Origin of the sequence: Vibrio mytili, from assembly GCF_000830505.1 — a bacterium.
Classification (GTDB): Bacteria; Pseudomonadota; Gammaproteobacteria; order Enterobacterales; family Vibrionaceae; genus Vibrio; species Vibrio mytili.
On record NZ_JXOK01000036.1, the window covers coordinates 13,383 to 31,805 of the forward strand.

The 18,423-nt window shown below is 45.6% G+C and carries 13 protein-coding genes and 1 pseudogene; 11 read left to right on the plus strand and 3 right to left on the minus strand.

Annotated elements, in window-relative coordinates:
• Positions 1-64: 64 nt before the first annotated feature.
• From grpE to dnaJ, 3 genes and pseudogenes are all read left to right on the plus strand, one after another.
• The gene (gene grpE, locus SU60_RS09665) at positions 65-661 is read left to right on the plus strand and encodes a nucleotide exchange factor GrpE (RefSeq protein WP_041155339.1); all 597 of its coding nucleotides are present in this window, start codon (positions 65-67) and stop codon (positions 659-661) included.
• 344 nt (positions 662-1,005) lie between these two features.
• Positions 1,006-2,919: a molecular chaperone DnaK gene (gene dnaK, locus SU60_RS09670; RefSeq protein ID WP_041155340.1), complete on the plus strand. Its 1,914-nt coding sequence runs from the start codon at positions 1,006-1,008 to the stop codon at positions 2,917-2,919.
• A 203-nt stretch (positions 2,920-3,122) separates the two neighbouring features.
• Positions 3,123-4,270, plus strand: a pseudogene (gene dnaJ / locus SU60_RS09675) (molecular chaperone DnaJ).
• A 103-nt stretch (positions 4,271-4,373) separates the two neighbouring features.
• Here the strand turns inward: dnaJ and SU60_RS09680 are convergent.
• Positions 4,374-4,808 (minus strand): type IV pilin protein, encoded by a 435-nt coding sequence (locus SU60_RS09680; RefSeq protein WP_041155341.1) that lies wholly within the window; start codon positions 4,806-4,808, stop codon positions 4,374-4,376.
• A 103-nt stretch (positions 4,809-4,911) separates the two neighbouring features.
• Between SU60_RS09680 and SU60_RS09685 the strand changes: the two genes are divergently transcribed.
• The 6 genes from SU60_RS09685 (at position 4,912) to tadA (ending at position 10,370) form a co-directional block, all read left to right on the plus strand.
• Entirely contained in the window at positions 4,912-5,418 is a 507-nt protein-coding gene (locus SU60_RS09685; RefSeq protein WP_041155342.1) for a GspH/FimT family pseudopilin, read from the plus strand.
• Entirely contained in the window at positions 5,399-6,001 is a 603-nt protein-coding gene (locus tag SU60_RS09690) for a PilW family protein (protein ID WP_041155343.1), read from the plus strand. Before SU60_RS09685 ends, SU60_RS09690 begins: the two co-directional genes overlap by 20 nt.
• Positions 5,998-7,308, plus strand: a complete 1,311-nt coding sequence (locus SU60_RS09695) for a hypothetical protein (protein WP_041155344.1) — start codon at positions 5,998-6,000, stop codon at positions 7,306-7,308. Before SU60_RS09690 ends, SU60_RS09695 begins: the two co-directional genes overlap by 4 nt.
• Entirely contained in the window at positions 7,298-7,708 is a 411-nt protein-coding gene (locus tag SU60_RS09700) for a type IV pilus modification PilV family protein (RefSeq protein ID WP_041155345.1), read from the plus strand. Before SU60_RS09695 ends, SU60_RS09700 begins: the two co-directional genes overlap by 11 nt.
• Positions 7,709-7,997: 289 nt before the next feature.
• The gene (locus SU60_RS09705; RefSeq protein ID WP_041155346.1) at positions 7,998-9,557 is read left to right on the plus strand and encodes an AbgT family transporter; all 1,560 of its coding nucleotides are present in this window, start codon (positions 7,998-8,000) and stop codon (positions 9,555-9,557) included.
• A gap of 279 nt (positions 9,558-9,836) precedes the next feature.
• Entirely contained in the window at positions 9,837-10,370 is a 534-nt protein-coding gene (tadA, locus tag SU60_RS09710; protein WP_041155347.1) for a tRNA adenosine(34) deaminase TadA, read from the plus strand.
• A gap of 375 nt (positions 10,371-10,745) precedes the next feature.
• Here tadA and mltF read toward each other — a convergent pair whose 3' ends face one another.
• Entirely contained in the window at positions 10,746-12,338 is a 1,593-nt protein-coding gene (mltF, locus tag SU60_RS09715) for a membrane-bound lytic murein transglycosylase MltF (RefSeq protein WP_041155348.1), read from the minus strand.
• A 457-nt stretch (positions 12,339-12,795) separates the two neighbouring features.
• On the opposite strand from mltF, the gene purL reads away from it, so the two are divergent.
• Positions 12,796-16,689: a phosphoribosylformylglycinamidine synthase gene (purL, locus tag SU60_RS09720; protein ID WP_041155349.1), complete on the plus strand. Its 3,894-nt coding sequence runs from the start codon at positions 12,796-12,798 to the stop codon at positions 16,687-16,689.
• A 226-nt stretch (positions 16,690-16,915) separates the two neighbouring features.
• The gene (locus SU60_RS09725) at positions 16,916-17,212 is read left to right on the plus strand and encodes a DUF3622 domain-containing protein (RefSeq protein WP_041155350.1); all 297 of its coding nucleotides are present in this window, start codon (positions 16,916-16,918) and stop codon (positions 17,210-17,212) included.
• A 121-nt stretch (positions 17,213-17,333) separates the two neighbouring features.
• Here the strand turns inward: SU60_RS09725 and SU60_RS09730 are convergent, their stop codons facing one another.
• Positions 17,334-18,404, minus strand: coding sequence for a succinylglutamate desuccinylase/aspartoacylase family protein (locus tag SU60_RS09730; protein ID WP_041155351.1), 1,071 nt, complete (start codon positions 18,402-18,404; stop codon positions 17,334-17,336).
• Positions 18,405-18,423: the final 19 nt, after the last annotated feature.

Consider the following 18,423-nt stretch of genomic DNA (forward strand, 5'->3'; position numbering starts at 1 on the left):
GTGTCGTTGACTCAGGCTACTCGCCGACAGTATTAACGGCACTGTGTTGAATTCTGGAGATATCATGAGCAACGAAGAAAATAAAGTTACTGAAGAAGAGCTAGATCAAATCATCGAAGAAGTTGAGAAAGTCGAAGCTGAAGCTCAAGAAGCCGAAGTGGAACTTGAGGAAATTGGTGATGAGAAAGACGCGAAGATTGCTCAGTTAGAAGCGGCATTGTTGTCTAGTGAAGCCAAAGTAAAAGAGCAGCAAGATTCGGTGCTACGTGCAAAAGCGGATGTTGAAAACATGCGTCGTCGTACCGAGCAAGAAATCGATAAAGCGCGTAAATACGCATTGAACAAGTTCGCTGAAGAACTGCTTCCAGTTATCGATAATCTTGAGCGCGCTATTCAAGCCGCAGACACAGAAAGTGAGGTTGTTAAGCCAATTCTTGAAGGGATAGAGCTAACCCACAAAACGTTCGTCGACGTTGTTGCTAAATTTGGCCTGAAAGAAATCAACCCAGAAGGCGAAGTATTTAATCCTGAACTTCACCAAGCAATGTCGATTCAAGAAAGCCCTGATCATGAGTCAAACACGGTGATGTTTGTAATGCAAAAAGGTTACGAACTGAACGGTCGCGTAGTGCGTCCTGCTATGGTTATGGTTGCTAAATAACCATAACGATTGAAAACAGGACCAATGCCCATTGCGAACGTAATGGGCATTTTTAATTTTTAGAGACGATGTCGGTTTGTGCCGCCGCGGTGTTCACCCGCGAAGGTGCGAACTAAAGATAGGTGTCGCGTTGCATTTTCCGTAAAAACTAAGGCAAGAAATAAGAAAAAAAACGGTTTTTTTTCATTCTGCCCTTGAAAAGCAATTTACCGCCCCTATCTATGTGGCATAGAGAAGCAAACATTGATTATTTTTGTTTGTGAGCAAGGGTTGAAACCCGATTCTCCTCCCCCCACATTGGGGTTATAACCAAACGAAAATAGAATTTATTCGGAGATAGCCAGATGGGTAAAATCATTGGTATTGACTTAGGTACTACTAACTCATGTGTTGCAGTATTAGACGGCGACAAACCTCGTGTAATTGAAAACGCAGAGGGCGAACGTACTACTGCATCGGTTATTGCTTACACTGATGGTGAGACGCTAGTAGGTCAGCCTGCAAAACGTCAAGCAGTAACTAACCCTGAAAACACGCTATTTGCTATTAAGCGTCTAATCGGTCGTCGTTTTGAAGACGAAGAAGTTCAGCGTGACATCGAAATCATGCCTTACAAAATTGTTAAGGCTGACAACGGTGACGCTTGGGTAGAAGCAAAAGGCCAAAAAATGGCCGCTCCTCAGGTTTCTGCTGAAGTTCTTAAGAAAATGAAGAAAACGGCTGAAGACTTCCTAGGCGAAGAGGTAACTGGCGCAGTTATCACAGTACCTGCTTACTTTAACGATGCTCAGCGTCAAGCAACAAAAGATGCTGGCCGTATCGCAGGTTTAGAAGTTAAACGTATTATCAACGAACCAACAGCAGCAGCACTTGCTTACGGTCTTGATAAGAAAGGTGGTGACCGCACTATCGCAGTATACGACCTTGGTGGTGGTACATTCGATATTTCAATCATCGAAATCGATGAAGTTGAAGGCGAAAAAACGTTCGAAGTTCTAGCAACTAACGGTGATACTCACCTAGGTGGTGAAGACTTTGATAACCGTCTGATCAACTACTTGGTTGATGAGTTCAACAAAGAGCAAGGCATCAACCTTAAGAATGATCCACTTGCAATGCAGCGTGTGAAAGAAGCAGCAGAGAAAGCGAAAATCGAGCTTTCTTCTACTTCTCAAACTGACGTAAATCTACCTTACGTTACTGCAGATGCAACAGGTCCTAAGCACATGAACATTAAAGTGACTCGTGCGAAACTAGAATCTCTAGTTGAAGACCTAGTACAGCGCTCTCTTGAGCCACTGAAAGTAGCGTTAGCCGACGCGGATCTATCAGTAAACGACATCACTGACGTAATCCTAGTGGGTGGTCAGACTCGTATGCCGATGGTGCAAGCGAAAGTTGCTGAGTTCTTTGGTAAAGAAGCGCGCCGTGACGTAAACCCAGACGAAGCAGTAGCAATGGGTGCTGCAGTTCAAGGTGGTGTACTAGCTGGTGACGTGAAAGACGTACTGCTTCTAGACGTAACTCCACTGTCTCTAGGTATTGAGACAATGGGTGGCGTAATGACTAAATTGGTTGAGAAGAACACGACGATTCCAACCAAAGCGAACCAAGTTTTCTCTACAGCAGAGGACAACCAGAACGCGGTTACTATCCATGTTCTACAAGGTGAGCGTAAGCAAGCGATGTACAACAAGTCTCTAGGTCAATTCAACCTAGAAGGCATCCAGCCTGCGCCACGTGGTATGCCACAAATCGAGGTAACTTTCGACCTTGATGCGGATGGTATCTTACACGTATCTGCGAAAGATAAGCAGACGGGTAAAGAACAGAAGATCACGATCCAAGCATCTGGTGGCCTAAGCGATGAAGACATCGAGAAAATGGTTCAAGAAGCGGAAGCAAACAAAGAAGCGGACAAGAAGTTCGAAGAGTTAGCGACTGCACGTAACCAAGCTGACCAAATGATTCACGGTACTCGTAAGCAAGTAGAAGAAGCTGGTGAAGCTCTACCTGCCGAAGAGAAAGAGAAGATTGAAGCAGCTATCGCAGAGCTAGAAACCGCGCGTAAAGGCGAAGATAAAGAAGCTATCGATGCTAAAGTTCAAGCGCTAATGACCGCTTCTCAAAAACTGATGGAAATCGCTCAACAACAAGCTCAAGCGCAACAGGCACAAGGTGCTGACGCGGGTGCACAGTCTAAAGAAGACGATGTTGTCGATGCTGAGTTCGAAGAAGTAAAAGACGATAAGAAATAATCTTTCTTAACCAGATGGTAACCACACCATCTGGCGTCGATACGACTTCATTGTGCGGGCGTTTGGGGGAACTCTTACGCCCGCCTGTTTGTAAATAGCACCGTCTTTCTAGCTAAGCGCTTTTCTAAAAAAGCTTTTATCTAAAACGATATAAACACCAAGCGGCAAAGGCCGTTTGCAGTACTACATTGGTGACGAAGAACATGTCAAAACGTGATTTTTACGAAGTATTAGGCGTAAGCCGTGATGCCTCTGAGCGCGATATCAAAAAAGCGTACAAACGCTTAGCGATGAAATTCCATCCTGACCGCAATCAGGATGATGATTCTGCTTCAGATAAATTTAAAGAAGTAAAAGAAGCGTACGAAGTTCTGACCGATCCTCAGAAAAAAGCAGCGTACGATCAATACGGTCATGCCGCTTTTGAACAAGGTGGCGGCGGCTTCGGCGGTGGCGGCTTTGGTGGCGGCAGTGCTGATTTCGGCGACATTTTTGGTGATGTATTTGGTGATATCTTTGGCGGTGGCCGTCGTGGTGGCGGTGGTGGTCACCGAGCTCAGCGTGGTGCCGACTTACGTTACAATATGGATCTGTCGCTAGAAGAAGCAGTACGTGGCGTAACGAAAGAAATCGAAGTTCCGACCTTAGTTCACTGTGATACATGTGAAGGTAGCGGTGCGAAGAAAGGCTCTTCTGTTGAGACGTGTGGCACTTGTCACGGCCATGGTCAAGTACAGATGCGTCAAGGTTTCTTTGCTGTTCAGCAAACCTGTCCTACCTGTCATGGTAAAGGTAAGATCATTAAAGACCCATGTAATGAATGTCATGGTCAAGGTCGTAAGCAGAAAACCAAAACACTTAACGTTAAGATCCAGCAGGGGTTGATACTGGTGATCGCATTCGTTTGTCTGGCGAAGGTGAAGCGGGAGAAATGGGCGCACCAGCGGGTGATCTCTACGTACAAGTACATGTGAGAGACCATCACATCTTTGAACGTGATGGCAACAACTTGTACTGTGAAGTGCCGGTTAGCTTTACAATGGCAGCATTAGGTGGTGAAGTTGAAGTCCCTACTCTCGATGGTCGAGTAAGCCTGAAGGTACCGACAGAAACGCAAACCGGTCGTATGTTCCGTATGCGTGGTAAAGGTGTCAAAGGTGTACGTGGCGGTGGTGTAGGCGATCTTATCGTTAAGCTTGTGGTAGAAACACCCGTCAATCTAAGCTCACGTCAGAAAGAGCTGCTGAAAGAATTTGAAGAGTCGTGTGGCGGTGAAGCTGCGAAGCATAAGCCGAAATCGGAAGGTTTCTTCAACGGCGTGAAAAAGTTCTTTGATGATCTGACTAGCTAATACCAGTCGTCATGCTATAAATATTTAAGAAACATTTAAGGCCTGCAGAAATGCAGGCCTTTTTATTACGGATATTTTTAGGTATATCGTGGCGTTAAGTCCTTTAATTCCAGCAACTGCTTGGGGCTTCAACATTGGTTGCAGTAAGTGTGAGGCTGGTTACTCCTGAAGGAAAACAGCTGTCATTATTTTGCCCAAGGTCGGACTTAGCCGTTGCCGTAATTGTGTAGGCGACACTGGCAGAACTGACAACCGAAAAGCTAAAACGGTCACTGTCTGAATCACATATGGTGCAGTTACCGCCAGAAACAATCTGACTCCAGTCGTACCCACCATCGTAAGACGTTTCTAGTTCCAATTGAATACGGCTGATATCGCTCAACGCTACCGTTCGATGTGATTTAAGAACATGGCTGGTATAAGAAGGATAGGCGATAGCTGCAATGATCCCAACAATGACCACCGCAATCAGTAATTCGATCAATGTCATCCCTCTTAATCTTCTGTTGTAGTTGTTACAGCGAGAAATTCGAATCATTACGAGTAGTTTCCTTTTTGCTTTTACCCCTATTTTTGGCAGGTGATAGCATCTGTGCAAGATGAATTACGGTCATCAGACTGTTTGCATAGGAATTTGGGAAATGCCTCGCGGGTTTACGTTATTAGAGCTGCTTATTACGGTATCGGTCATGAGTATTTTATTGGCTATGGCTGCGCCAAGTTTTAGTCATATTTCACAAAAAATACAAATGCAGCGTCTTGCCACTGAGTTGTTTGGTTTTTTGAATCAAAGTAAGTCAGAAGCGGTGATGCGAAATACCAAGTTGTATGTGCACTTTTCAATGGATAAAAATGACGTCATTAGTGATGGAAGTTGGTCTCTTGATTTGACAGACTCATCGACGGTTGGAGGAAATACGATATTGCATTTTTCCGGTACTCCTTACTCAGAACTATCTATCATCCACAACTACGAATCTAAATATATGAGCTTTGACGAAGTCAGAGGACGTCCTGCCTCCGGGAGTATAGAGTTCTTTGCCTCTAATAATCAGAACTCTAAATTGATATTGGCAGTTTCTAATCCTCCTGGGCGTATCAGGGTTTGTAGCGACTCTGGAGCACTATATGATTACCCAGAGTGCTAATTATCGTTATCAACGAGGTAGCTCGTTAATCGAATTTATGATCGCTTCATTAATCGGGTTAATTTTGTTAGGAGTGATTGGCTCTGTCTTTATAAGCTTACAAAAAACGGCTAGACAGAAAAACTTGGAGTTACATTTACTTCAGGGACTTAATGTTACGTTGATGGTGATGAAAGATGACATTCAGAGAGCGGGGTACGATGGCGGTAATGGTCATTCTCTTAAGCTATCAGGAGCTACAGACACGGTTACTATCAGTGGAGCGGCTATCGGTTTTGTGTATTTCAAAGAAGGTGATGGTTACCAAAATATTAAGTATCAACAGGATGGTAATAAGCTTGAATTTTGTTCCAATCCTGTTGTTTCCCAAGCTCAAATTAAAACTTTTGGCGGAATTAATAGTTGTTCCCCTTTATTTGACGAAAATATTATTCAGGTTACTCAGTTTTCGGTGAGCTCTTCAGCGCTAACGAATGGTTCTAAGTCAACCAGCGTAACGGATGTATCGTTGAGATTACAGACCGTTGATGGAGCGCTCAATACAGTTGCAGCGTTTTCGATTAAGCAAAGGAATTGGCAATGAAACTTAGGTCGAATCAGTCTGGTTATGTCGCTTTACTTGTGACGTCCATTCTTTTACTTCTCGCTTTAATTGTTTCCCTTGCTTCATCAAAAGGTGTTTTTTTTCAAATTAAAGTTGCTCAGAACGAATTAAAAGCTCGCCAAGCACACTGGAAAGCAGAAGGTGGACTGGAGTGTGCTTTCTCTAAAGCGAAGTTGTTGAAACAGATCCCAGCGGACGTAGATGAGTGTATAGACGAAATGGATCTTGATGAATTAACTTTTTCTTCAGAAGCATCAAGTTTAGTCACTTCTTTAGTCGGTAATACAGAACTTAACAAAACTGTTGAGTTTCCTTCAAGTGGTCCCGGTGCTATCAAGTCTACCTCGGATCTTGTCATAAATGGTGCATACACGAGCTCACCAGATCCAAGTAAAAGTTTAGGGAATAATTTGTGGGAATGTACGTCGGTTCTTTATTTTAATTACTTCTATGCGACAAGCGTAAACACTCTACACCCACATCAGTTATCTGAAGTTCCGTATGAAGGTTTCCCTGCAAGTCCCGCTGGACAGGAACAAAAATGTGCGACTACACATCACAGTTGGGCAAGCAGTGTTGCGGACTCGAAAGATGACTATCGACAATCTTCGAGTATGGAACCGTTTAAAGACGTGTTTAATATGCCTAGAAGTGAATGGTTTGATGTAATGTCTGATAACTCAATTTTTGGTTATGTACCTCTATCTCTCAACTCAGTCACTTTGGGGTCAACGAATGATTTACCTCTCCTTACCTTCAATACTAACTGCGCGGAAGATATTGTCAGCAATATTGAATCCGGACACGATCTCGTTTGGGTCTATGGCGGATGTGAACTAAATACTGATGACTTTTCAAGCATCGATACCGCTATCGATAACCATTTAAGTGGTGATGGCATTATCTTAGTCGTTCAAGATGGTATTTTTTCTACAAAAGGCACTCATAACTTTAAGGGAATGCTCTACCACTTTATTTCTCCACACTATATCGATGCTGATGGGAATGCTTTAGATTTCACTGGCTGGCCCAGCCTTGAGAATGATTCTGAATTGGATGGGGTGATTGCGGGACTCGCTGGTACTGTTCCAATTAACAAGGACAAAGTCGGTTATTTTCAACATGGATCTTTTAACCCTTTAGGTGGTTTTGTAATGGATGCACCTGGCACATTTGCTCTATTCAATTCCGCATTATCGTTTCAGTACAATCGAGATGTGATTGATAATCCGATGAAAAAACTCAAAAAAGTTTATTGGAAAAAAGGTTCTTGGAATGATCTCTAAACAAAATGGCTTTAGCTTACTCGAAGTCTTGATTGCTTTTCTGCTTCTTGGCGTAGGGGCATTAGGGCTAACAAAACTGAATGTATACTTAGAGCGGGAATCTGAATACGCGATAAATAGTATTGAAGCTCTGCGTCTCGCTGAGAACAAACTCGAATGGTTCCGAACTCGCGGGGCATCTGCGGCATCGCCCGCTATGCCTGTTGCGGACTTCGACTCTATCGCGACCGGATCTTCTGCTGTTGGCGCTTACACGCTTCAGTGGCAGGTTCCCTCGGCAACCGTCTCCGGTTCATTAAAGACGGTTACGGTCACTGCTAGTTGGGAAGATAGGCTCGGTGAGACGCAATCGATTCAATTAAAAACGATGATCTCACGTTTTAGTGAGTTTGATAATTAATAACCGTTGCACTTGCGCATATTTCTAGTGATCGCTTATTGAGACTGGGTTTGTGGCATGATTGAGAATGTATATAGATGGTTTTTGAACTGTTAATACCGTTGATGTATTACTGTTTTTATTATGTTTAACTCAAGGTGCTTTTTTGCAAAATATGTCTCCAAATATGAAAATAATTCTAGAACCTTGTGCTTTGGAGTTGGTGGTTCTCTAGAATAGTTGGTTGAGAGCTGGCCGTGATTATGATTTTAAAAAGGCCATAGCACCAACATCATTTTTTGGAGTTGCCATGAGTAATCAAGCAATCAATCAAGCACCATCATCGAAGCCGAGCGGGATGGATCGCTTTTTAAACTTTATCGAGCGTGCGGGTAACAAAATTCCTGATCCAGCGATTCTGTTTTTCTGGGCATTAGTTATCACTTGGGCTGCGTCCGCACTTTTGTCGAATGTCTCTTTCGACCTCCTAAACCCTCGAACAGGCGAAGCACTTACGATTACTAACCTTTTGACCGGCGAATCGCTTGCCAGTTTCTTAGCGAACATGGTGACCACGTTCACTGGATTTGCTCCTCTTGGTATCGTATTGGTTGCGATGTTAGGCGTGGGGGTTGCAGACTCTTCTGGCTTTATTACGACAGGTCTGAAGAAGATGCTGAGCTTTACACCAGCGAAACTTCTTACCCCTATGTTGATTCTGGTAGCTATTGTCTCGCACACGGCTGCAGATGCGGGTTATGTTTTGGTTATCCCGCTAGGTGGTATTATTTTCCATGCAGCAGGTCGTCATCCTCTAGCGGGTATCGCGGCGGCATTTGCTGGGGTTTCTGGTGGTTTCTCTGCAAACTTCATCCCTTCTGGTATCGATCCTTTACTTGCAGGTTTCACCCAAACTGCCGCACAAGTATTGGACCCTGAATATATTGTGAATCCACTAGCTAACATTTTCTTCACGGGTATCTCGTCAGTCATCATTGTCGCGATTGGTTGGTATGTTACCGAGAAAATTATCGAACCACGTTTAACGAGAATGCCTGTCGATGAAGATGCAGAAACGGCACCTGATTTGGGCTCGTTTACTGAGATTGAATCAAAGGCATTTCGCTATGCGGGTTGGGCAATGATGGCAGGGATTGCACTTCTTGTTGTGGCTCTTATTCCTGAGAATTCAGCGCTTCGTTCACCTGAAGGGGAGATCACGGCCTTCTCTGCACCGATCATGAAGTCTATCGTCCCATTGATCTTTATCTTGTTTATCATCCCTGGCTACGTGTACGGTAAAGTTTCTGGTACGTTTAAAACAAGCAATGACGTTATCAAAGCGATGGCGGATACCATGTCTACCATGGGTGCGTATATTGTGATGTCGTTCTTCTGTGCTCAGTTCCTGTCTGCATTTGCTCAATCAAACATCGGCACTATGTTGGCGCTATACGGTGCGGAAGGGTTGAAAGCAATGAACTTGCCAGGCGAGGCGACCATCGTTGGTATGATTCTACTGACAGCGGCTGTGAATCTATTGATTGGTTCAGCATCTGCGAAGTGGGCGTTGATTGGTCCTATTTTGGTTCCAATGTTGATGGCTGTGGGGATTTCCCCTGAGTTGTCTCAGGCAGCATACCGTGTTGGTGATTCAGTCTCGAACATCATCTCACCTCTAATGGTGTTCTTTCCTCTGGTTGTGGTTTACTGTCAGCGTTACGTGAAATCGACGGGTATTGGAACCTTAGCGTCTCTAATGATGCCATTTTCGATTGCGATGCTTATCGGCTGGTCAATCTTCCTAGTCGCCTACTGGATGATTGGTATCCCTCTTGGTATCCAAGCGCCTTACACTTATACGATGTAACCAGAACGTCCGGATATAACCGTACTTCATATACTAAAAAGCACTCGTTGAAAAACGGGTGCTTTCTTTTTAGTAAAAGAAAGGACCTAGGGTAAGTGCTGTAACTTAGGTGATAAACGGTGGATTTAGTGTTTGTGGTTTTGGATTACAGATCGCTTCGCTTCTAGATTACGGAGGCGTTTACCGAGGGTCCCGTATTCCGTAATCCACTTCCACTTCCTGAATTTGAAGGGTAACATTCACCGCATTAAACGATTTATCAAGATACTGGAGCCCACTTTGTCTGATCTTCAATTCACCGCCCAAGATGAACACTTTATGCGCCGAGCAATGACACTGGCTGAGCAGGCAGAGGCGGAAGGTGAAGTGCCGGTTGGCGCCGTGCTAGTCAAAGATGGGGAAATCATCGCAGAAGGTTGGAACCGTTCGATATGCGCTCACGATGCAACGGCTCATGCGGAGATTCAAACATTACGTAAAGCTGGGCAAGTCTTAGAAAACTACCGCTTATTGGACACCACGCTTTATGTGACATTAGAGCCTTGCCCGATGTGCGCAGGTGCGTTGTTACACAGTCGAGTTAAGCGCGTGGTCTACGGTGCACCCGATCTTAAGGCCGGTGCAGCGGGGACCGTTTTGAATTTGTTTGAAAGCCAAGCTGCTTACCACTATGCAATCGTAGAACAAGGGCTGCTAGAAGAAGAGTGCCGAGCTCAATTACAAGCGTTCTTTAAACGTCGGCGTAAAGAAATCAAAGCCAGAAAACAAGCTGAGAAAGCTTTGCAAAACGAGCAAACCCATCGGGACAAATAGAACCAACACAGCAAGCACCTCAGAGCAGCATACGAGAGCGCTACCTGTGTTCGATATTTTCGCTGCTTTTTGTCACAAGAGAGGGCCGACTTATTTGTGATCTTATTGGTTGACTAAATGAACGAAAATACGCCTACGAGCATTCATTTTCTTTTTTAAGTTCGCTAATTTGCGTTTTCGGCGTATCGCAGCGACGGTTTTACTTAAACGTTTTGACTGAACTCTACATCTTTTCATATTCGAAACCTTTTTGGTACAAGACGACGAACACTCTCTCTTTAGCACACGCACTGTATCAAGCATACGTGTTTGCATGCATGTTCTTCGTTAATATATTTACTAATGTTCTGGTCATTAGCAAAGTGAATCGTTGAGTTAGTCTATCGCGTCATCGGATGTTTCGTCCTGGTCGTCTGAGTCTTGTTCTGGGATAGATTGACTCGCCGAAGAGCTGGACCCTGTGATTGTTTCGATGGCCCCAGAGACAAGTTGCTCAGGGGCAAGAGGTGGGATGACTTTCAAGTCATCGGTGTCATCTTCTTCCGCTGGTTTTTGACTGACGTGACCAATAATGGATTGATAGTAGCGTCTGATGTTTTCCACGTAGTTGCGCGCTTCATCCCCGCGAGCATAGCCATAACGGGTTTGGCTGTAATAACGCTTTTGACGTAGTAGCGGTAATCTATCTTTCACATCAGCCCAAGCATCAGGGTCACCGCCTTGCGATTTGGTAAGGCGTCTTGCGTCCATCATATGGCCATAGCCAATGTTATAAGAAGCAAGGGCAAACCAAATTTTTTCATGTTCATTGATGGAGTCTGGCACCCGACCGACAATACGACGCAAGTACTCGACACCACCTCGAACGGATTGCTCTGGATCTAATCGGTTAGTCACGCCAACGCTTTTCGCAGTCGGCAACGTCAGCATCATCATCCCTCGGACACCTGTTGGAGACTTCGCTTTTGGTTTCCAATGAGATTCTTGATAAGCCAATGCAGCGATGAGGCGCCAGTCAAACTCTTCGCTGTATTTTTGAAACAGAGGAGACCACCTTGGTAGCTTGTCGTCCAGTGCACGAATAAAAGCACGAGTATCCACATAATCGAACGCTTCGACGTGACCAATATACTTCTCTTCCAGTAACGCTAAGTCCCCAGACTGTTTGATATTGCCAAAGAACTCGATAAGCATCGCATATAAACTCTCGTCCTCTGAGCGACGAGTAAACCAAGAAACAGGTTGATCTTCGGTTAGCTCAAACGCCAATGCCAAGTCGGGATAAAGCCGTTGAGCCAGCGACAATTCAACAGAGTCGGTGACCGTAAACCTTAACTCACCAGTAGAAACGCGTTTCAATAGGTCGCGAGTATCAGCATTACCTACAATTTCAAATTGCAAATCCGGGTGTTGTTCTTTCAATGCTGTCAACGTAGGGACATATTGGGATTGTTCGACGATCTGCAGCGTTTGTGCACCTGCGTTTGTCTCTTCGTCTGCAGCTTCATCTTTAGACGCTTGATATTGGATAAGCTGTTCCAGGCTTCGAGGCCTACGTTGTCCCTTTTTGTAAACAACTTGCTGGCTAACGTAGTAATAAGCTGGCCCAGGACGAAAGCGCTCGACTGCTTGCGAAGTCTGGTTCAGTCCGGTGGCGATAATATCGATATCACCTTTATTTAGTGCAGGGAATAGATCGGCTTGACGAAATGCTGGTTTGATCTCGAGTTTAACGCCTAGCTCTTCAGCGAATTGACGTGCCAACTCATAGTCCAACCCTGCTGGACCATCGGGACCAATGTAGTACGACAGTTGATTATTTAAAGTACCAACTCGAAGCACTCCACGTTCTTGGATTTGTTCGAATTCACTTTTGGGTGCCGACTCAATTTGGCAGGCAGAAAGGAGTAGCACAGAAGCGAAAAGTAGGGCGCTGCGCTTAAGTCGGTTGAACTGGCTGATTTGCATTAATAAATACTTCTTTGCATTAGATTGGTACTGCTCGATAAGTTTTCTATTTACCTTTATATCAAAGCGAGGCGATAGGGCAAAGTGAATCGGGTCGATAGAATGTCACATTGCGGGTTTTATCGACATTTTTGAACATATGTACCAAGGACGGTGAGCCAAACGAAAGCCACATTGCGATAGTAAGCCGTTTGTCATCTATCTTACCGAGGTTGGGGTTTAGCGGTTATTTAGGGATAATTCAAATTTGAAGAAAAAAGTGACGCAAACGGTTGCTTTTGGTGTTACATCACAAAAACAAATACTATATAATGCGCTCGCAAAGGAGAGGTGGAATTGGCATAGGTTTGTGAATCTTCGGTAATGCCCTCGAAGAACATACAGTAACCCACTGAATTTATTCCAATATCACCTCAGGTCAATAGACCTCAACCAATTGCATAAGAGACCTAAGCACATGAGAATTTTGCGTGGCTCCCCAGCTCTTTCTGAGTTCCGTGTTAACAAACTACTCGAACTTTGTCGTGAACAAGATCTGCCTGTAACTGGCATATATGCCGAGTTTATGCACTTTGCAGATCTAACCTCTGATCTAGATGACCAAGAGTTAGAAAAACTAGAAAAGTTGCTAACTTACGGCCCAACCATCGAAGAGCACGCGCCTGAAGGTCTTCTACTTCTTGTGACGCCTCGTCCTGGCACTATTTCTCCATGGTCTTCCAAATCGACCGATATTGCGAAAAACTGTGGTCTAAACAAGGTTAAGCGTCTGGAACGTGGTACAGCGTACTATGTCGAGGCGTCATCTGAGTTAACACCAGAGCAAGTTGATGCAGTGAAAGCGCTAATCCATGACCGTATGATGGAAACCGTGTTTACTGAACTTGACGCTGCGTCAGCACTGTTTACCGTCGCAGAGCCTAAGCCTGTCGCGCATATTGATATCTTAGCGGGTGGTCGTCTTGCGCTTGAAGAAGCAAACGTTTCCCTTGGTTTAGCGTTAGCAGACGATGAAATTGATTACTTAGTTGAGAACTTTACTAAGCTTGGTCGTAATCCAAACGACATTGAGCTAATGATGTTTGCTCAGGCAAACTCAGAGCACTGTCGTCATAAGATCTTTAACGCGGATTGGACTATCGATGGCGTAGACCAAGAAAAGTCGCTGTTTAAGATGATCAAAAATACATTTGAAACGACGCCTGATCACGTTCTGTCTGCTTACAAAGATAACGCAGCGGTAATGACAGGTTCTAAAGTCGGTCGTTTCTTCCCTGATCCTAAATCTCGTCAATACACTTATCATCACGAAGATGCACACATCTTGATGAAGGTAGAGACGCACAACCACCCAACGGCAATCTCTCCGTGGCCAGGCGCATCAACGGGTTCTGGCGGTGAAATCCGTGACGAAGGCGCGACAGGTATCGGTGGTAAGCCAAAAGCGGGTCTGGTTGGTTTCACAACCTCTAACTTACGTATTCCTGGTTATGAGCAGCCGTGGGAAACCGACTTTGGTAAGCCGGGACGTATCGTAAACGCATTAGACATCATGCTCGAAGGTCCTCTAGGCGGCGCGGCATTCAACAACGAATTTGGTCGTCCAAACCTACTCGGTTACTTCCGTACCTACGAAGAGAAAGTTACGTCTCACGCGGGTGAAGAAATCCGTGGTTACCATAAGCCAATCATGATTGCTGGTGGTATGGGTAATATTCGTGATGAGCACGTGCAGAAGAAAGAGATCCCAGTGGGTGCGAGCCTAATCGTACTTGGTGGCCCAGCGATGAATATCGGCCTAGGTGGCGGTGCCGCTTCGTCAATGGCGTCTGGCCAATCAGCAGAAGATTTGGACTTTGCTTCAGTACAACGTGAAAACCCAGAAATGGAACGCCGTTGTCAGGAAGTGATCGACCGTTGTTGGCAGCTAGGCGAAGATAACCCTATCGCGTTTATCCACGATGTGGGCGCGGGCGGTATCTCTAATGCACTTCCAGAGCTATGTGACGACGGCGAGCGTGGCGGTAAATTCCAGCTACGTGACGTACCAAATGATGAGTTGAGCATGAGCCCACTTGAGATTTGGTGTAACGAATCTCAGGAACGTTACGTTCTTGCGGTTGCGCCAGAGCATATGGAAGCATTTGATGCGATTTGTAAGCGTGAACGTGCGCCATATGCGGTCGTCGGTGTGGCAACGGAAGAGCGTCACCTCACGCTAGAAGATTCTCACTTCGACAATACGCCAATCGATATGCCAATGGACATTCTGCTTGGCAAGACTCCGAAGATGCACCGCGATGCTAAAACGCTGAAAGTCGATAGTCCAGCGATTGCACGCGATGGTATCGAAATCAACGAAGCGGCTGACCGCGTTCTTCGTCTACCAACCGTTGCTGAGAAAACATTCTTGATCACCATCGGTGACCGCTCGGTTACAGGCTTGGTTGCTCGCGACCAAATGGTAGGCCCTTGGCAGGTTCCAGTGGCGAACTGTGCGGTAACCGCCGCAAGTTACGACACCTACCACGGTGAAGCGATGTCGATGGGTGAGCGTACTCCAGTCGCTCTACTAGATTTTGGCGCATCAGCTCGTCTGGCGGTTGGTGAGTCTCTAACAAACATTGCTGCGACAGATATCGGTGATATCAAACGCATTAAACTGTCTGCGAACTGGATGTCTCCAGCAGGTCACCCTGGTGAAGATGCTGGTCTTTACGAAGCGGTGAAAGCAGTAGGTGAAGAATTGTGTCCGGCTCTAGGTCTGACTATCCCTGTTGGTAAAGACTCAATGTCGATGAAGACCAAGTGGGAAGAGAACGGTGAGAGCAAAGAAGTGACGTCACCGCTATCGCTGGTTATCACTGCGTTCGGTCGTGTTGAAGACGTGCGTAAAACAGTGACACCTCAGTTGCGTACCGACAAGGGTGAATCTTCACTCGTGCTCATTGACCTTGGTAACGGTAAAAACCGTTTGGGTGCAACTGCGCTGGCACAGGTTTACAAACAGCTTGGCGATAAGCCAGCGGACGTAGACAACGCAGAGCAGCTAAAAGGCTTCTTCGATGCGATGCAAACGCTAGTTCGCGATGACAAGCTAGTGGCTTACCACGATAAAGGTGATGGTGGTTTGTTCGTAACACTTGCTGAGATGGCATTTGCCGGCCACTGTGGTGTGAAGGCTGACATAGCAGCACTTGGTGACGATGCATTAGCAGCATTATTCAACGAAGAGTTGGGGGCAGTTGTTCAAGTTAAGAACGCAGAACTGGATTCCGTTCTGTCTACGCTAGCGGCAAACGGTTTAGAAGCATGTTCACATGTGATTGGTTCTGTTGAGGCTTCAGACAATTTTGTTATCACTTCTGGTGATGCTGTTGTACTTGAGCGTTCACGTACAGACCTCCGTGTTATCTGGGCAGAAACCACGCATAAAATGCAGGCACTACGTGATAACCCAGCATGTGCAGACCAAGAATTTGAAGCGAAGAAAGACAATTCAGACCCAGGCCTGAACGTATCGCTAAGTTACGATGTCAACGAAGACATCGCGGCACCATACATTGCAAAAGGCGCGAAGCCTAAGATGGCGATTCTTCGTGAGCAAGGTGTTAACTCTCACGTTGAAATGGCAGCAGCGTTTGACCGTGCGGGCTTTGAAGCAACTGACATTCATATGAGTGACATTCTGACTGGTAAAGCCGTACTGGATGAATACCAAGGTCTAGTGGCTTGTGGTGGTTTCTCTTATGGTGACGTACTAGGCGCTGGTGAAGGTTGGGCGAAGTCCATTCTATTTAACGCGCAAGCTCGTGAGCAATTCCAAGCCTTCTTCAACCGCGAGGAGACGTTCTCTCTTGGTGTGTGTAATGGCTGTCAGATGCTATCGAACCTGAAAGAACTTATCCCTGGTGCAGACCTGTGGCCACGTTTTGTTCGCAACGAATCTGAGCGTTTTGAGGCACGCTTTAGCTTAGTAGAAGTGCAGAAGTCTGACTCTGTGTTCTTCGACGGCATGGCTGGCTCTCGTATGCCTATCGCGGTTTCGCACGGTGAAGGTCGTGTGGAAGTACGTGACGGCGAGCACCTAAGCGCAATCGAAGCGTCAGGTACCGTCGCACTGCGTTACATCGACAATAACGGCAACCCAACGCAGCAGTACCCGAACAACCCGAATGGTTCGCCAAATGCGATCACCGGTCTGACAACCGCTGATGGCCGTGTCACTATTATGATGCCTCACCCAGAGCGTGTATTCCGTACAGTTGCAAACTCTTGGTCTCCAGAAGGCTGGGGTGAAAACGGTGCTTGGATGCGTATGTTCCAAAACGCACGCAAGAACATCGGCTAATTCAGGTTTTCATTGAAGAGCAAAGCGCAGATCGCAAGGTCTGCGCTTTTTTGTTTCGGCTTAGAAAAATTCTTACTTTCAGTCAAAAAAATCGCGCAAAGAGGAATCAATTATGCTCTAATACCGCGCTTACCAAGGGATGGTGTTAAACAGCTCAGCTTAGATGGAGTTATCAAGTTGACCGAATCCCTGATTGATCCCTAAAATCCCTTAGGAAATGAAAGAAATGTCTAAGAATCCAAAATTTGCTATCCGCGTGACTGAAAAACGTAACGGCTGGAGCGCAGAAATCACTCGTCAAGTGACGTCTCGTAAGACTGTTGTATCAAAACGTGAAACAGGCTTTGATAGCGAAGAGAAAGCACAAGCTTGGGCTGAGAAAGAGCTGGCTGGTTTTGTTCAAAATCAAGTCGTTCGTAATGAGCGTAAAGCGGTACAACGTCAAGAGCGTGAAGCAGAGCAACTTGCAGCCAAAGCGCGCAAAGAAGAAGCTCGTCAGGCTCAAGACGCAGACGAAGAGTAATAGCGAAGCCTGTATTCTTTGAGCTCTGATGCTCGCGAATTTTACGGCTGAGAACAATACTAAAAGTAATAGAGACAAAAATGCCCTGACTAATGTCAGGGCATTTTTTATTGCTGCATTTTTATTGTTGAGAGTCGAAAGGTATTTGTCCCGTGGTCACTTGGTCGATGTCGAACTCGGTTAATTCTTCAATATAGCTCTCGACCGCTTGACCGACTTCTTCGTCCCCTTGATTAAAGTACGCAAGATGGAAAATGGCATCACCCTCGTTCACCAGTGGTAACGTTTGTTGACCAATGACTAAACCACTTTTGGGGGCTTTTAGTTCTAACTCAACGTGACCCAGTGGTGAGCTGATATAGGCTAGGGTGGTATCTTGCTCCACTTTGTCTCCTAGGTTCACGACCGTTCGTAAAATTCCGTTCCCCGAGGCTCGAACCCAACTGGTGGATTTGGCTATGATTGGTTCAGGGTATTTCTTGCGACTTGCACGTAACATACCAACCGCTTGCATTACTCTATGTATCCCTAGTACACCTGCACTGATTGATAGCGGATCGAAACGCAAGGCTTCACCTGCTTCATAGGTCAGAACTGGGATGTCACATTTTTCTGCTTCACTGCGCAACGAGCCATTCCTTAAAGCCGAATCAATAATGACTGGGGTAGCAAACGCTTTCGCTATTCGGAGGGTTTCTGGGTTACTCAGGTTGGCCCTTATTTGCGGCAAGTTGGTGCGGTAAATTGCTCCTGTATGAATATCTAAAATATAATTACAACGCTTCGCGATATTGTTAAAAAAACCATAAGCCATACGAGAGGCAAGTGCCCCTTTTTCGCTACCAGGAAAGCATCGATTGAGATCGCGGCGGTCAGGCAAATAACGTGACTTGTGAATGAAACCAAACACGTTGACGATAGGGACGGCGATCACTGTGCCTTTGAGCTTGAGTGGATCAAGTTGGTTGATCAACTGACGAACAATTTCCACCCCGTTGAGTTCATCACCGTGAATGGCAGCGTTAACTAATAATACGGGGCCTTCTTTCTTACCATGAATGATTTCTATTGGAATAGATAAAGGTGAATGCGTATATAGCTGCGCTGCTTCGAATTCGATTTCTAACCTTTGTCCGGGCTGTACTTGATGTCCAAGTAGCTCAAATGCCTTGCTTCTCTTTAACCTAGCCATATATCGTCTCTGTCATAAA

Bases quoted from the DNA above. Each gene is read 5' to 3' on its own strand.
- grpE (WP_041155339.1), top strand. From the start codon at position 65: ATGAGCAACGAAGAAAATAAAGTTACTGAAGAAGAGCTAGATCAAATC.
- dnaK (WP_041155340.1), top strand. From the start codon at position 1,006: ATGGGTAAAATCATTGGTATTGACTTAGGTACTACTAACTCATGTGTT.
- SU60_RS09680 (WP_041155341.1), bottom strand. From the start codon at position 4,808: ATGATTCGAATTTCTCGCTGTAACAACTACAACAGAAGATTAAGAGGG.
- SU60_RS09685 (WP_041155342.1), top strand. From the start codon at position 4,912: ATGCCTCGCGGGTTTACGTTATTAGAGCTGCTTATTACGGTATCGGTC.
- SU60_RS09690 (WP_041155343.1), top strand. From the start codon at position 5,399: ATGATTACCCAGAGTGCTAATTATCGTTATCAACGAGGTAGCTCGTTA.
- SU60_RS09695 (WP_041155344.1), top strand. From the start codon at position 5,998: ATGAAACTTAGGTCGAATCAGTCTGGTTATGTCGCTTTACTTGTGACG.
- SU60_RS09700 (WP_041155345.1), top strand. From the start codon at position 7,298: ATGATCTCTAAACAAAATGGCTTTAGCTTACTCGAAGTCTTGATTGCT.
- SU60_RS09705 (WP_041155346.1), top strand. From the start codon at position 7,998: ATGAGTAATCAAGCAATCAATCAAGCACCATCATCGAAGCCGAGCGGG.
- mltF (WP_041155348.1), bottom strand. From the start codon at position 12,338: ATGCAAATCAGCCAGTTCAACCGACTTAAGCGCAGCGCCCTACTTTTC.
- purL (WP_041155349.1), top strand. From the start codon at position 12,796: ATGAGAATTTTGCGTGGCTCCCCAGCTCTTTCTGAGTTCCGTGTTAAC.
- SU60_RS09725 (WP_041155350.1), top strand. From the start codon at position 16,916: ATGTCTAAGAATCCAAAATTTGCTATCCGCGTGACTGAAAAACGTAAC.
- SU60_RS09730 (WP_041155351.1), bottom strand. From the start codon at position 18,404: ATGGCTAGGTTAAAGAGAAGCAAGGCATTTGAGCTACTTGGACATCAA.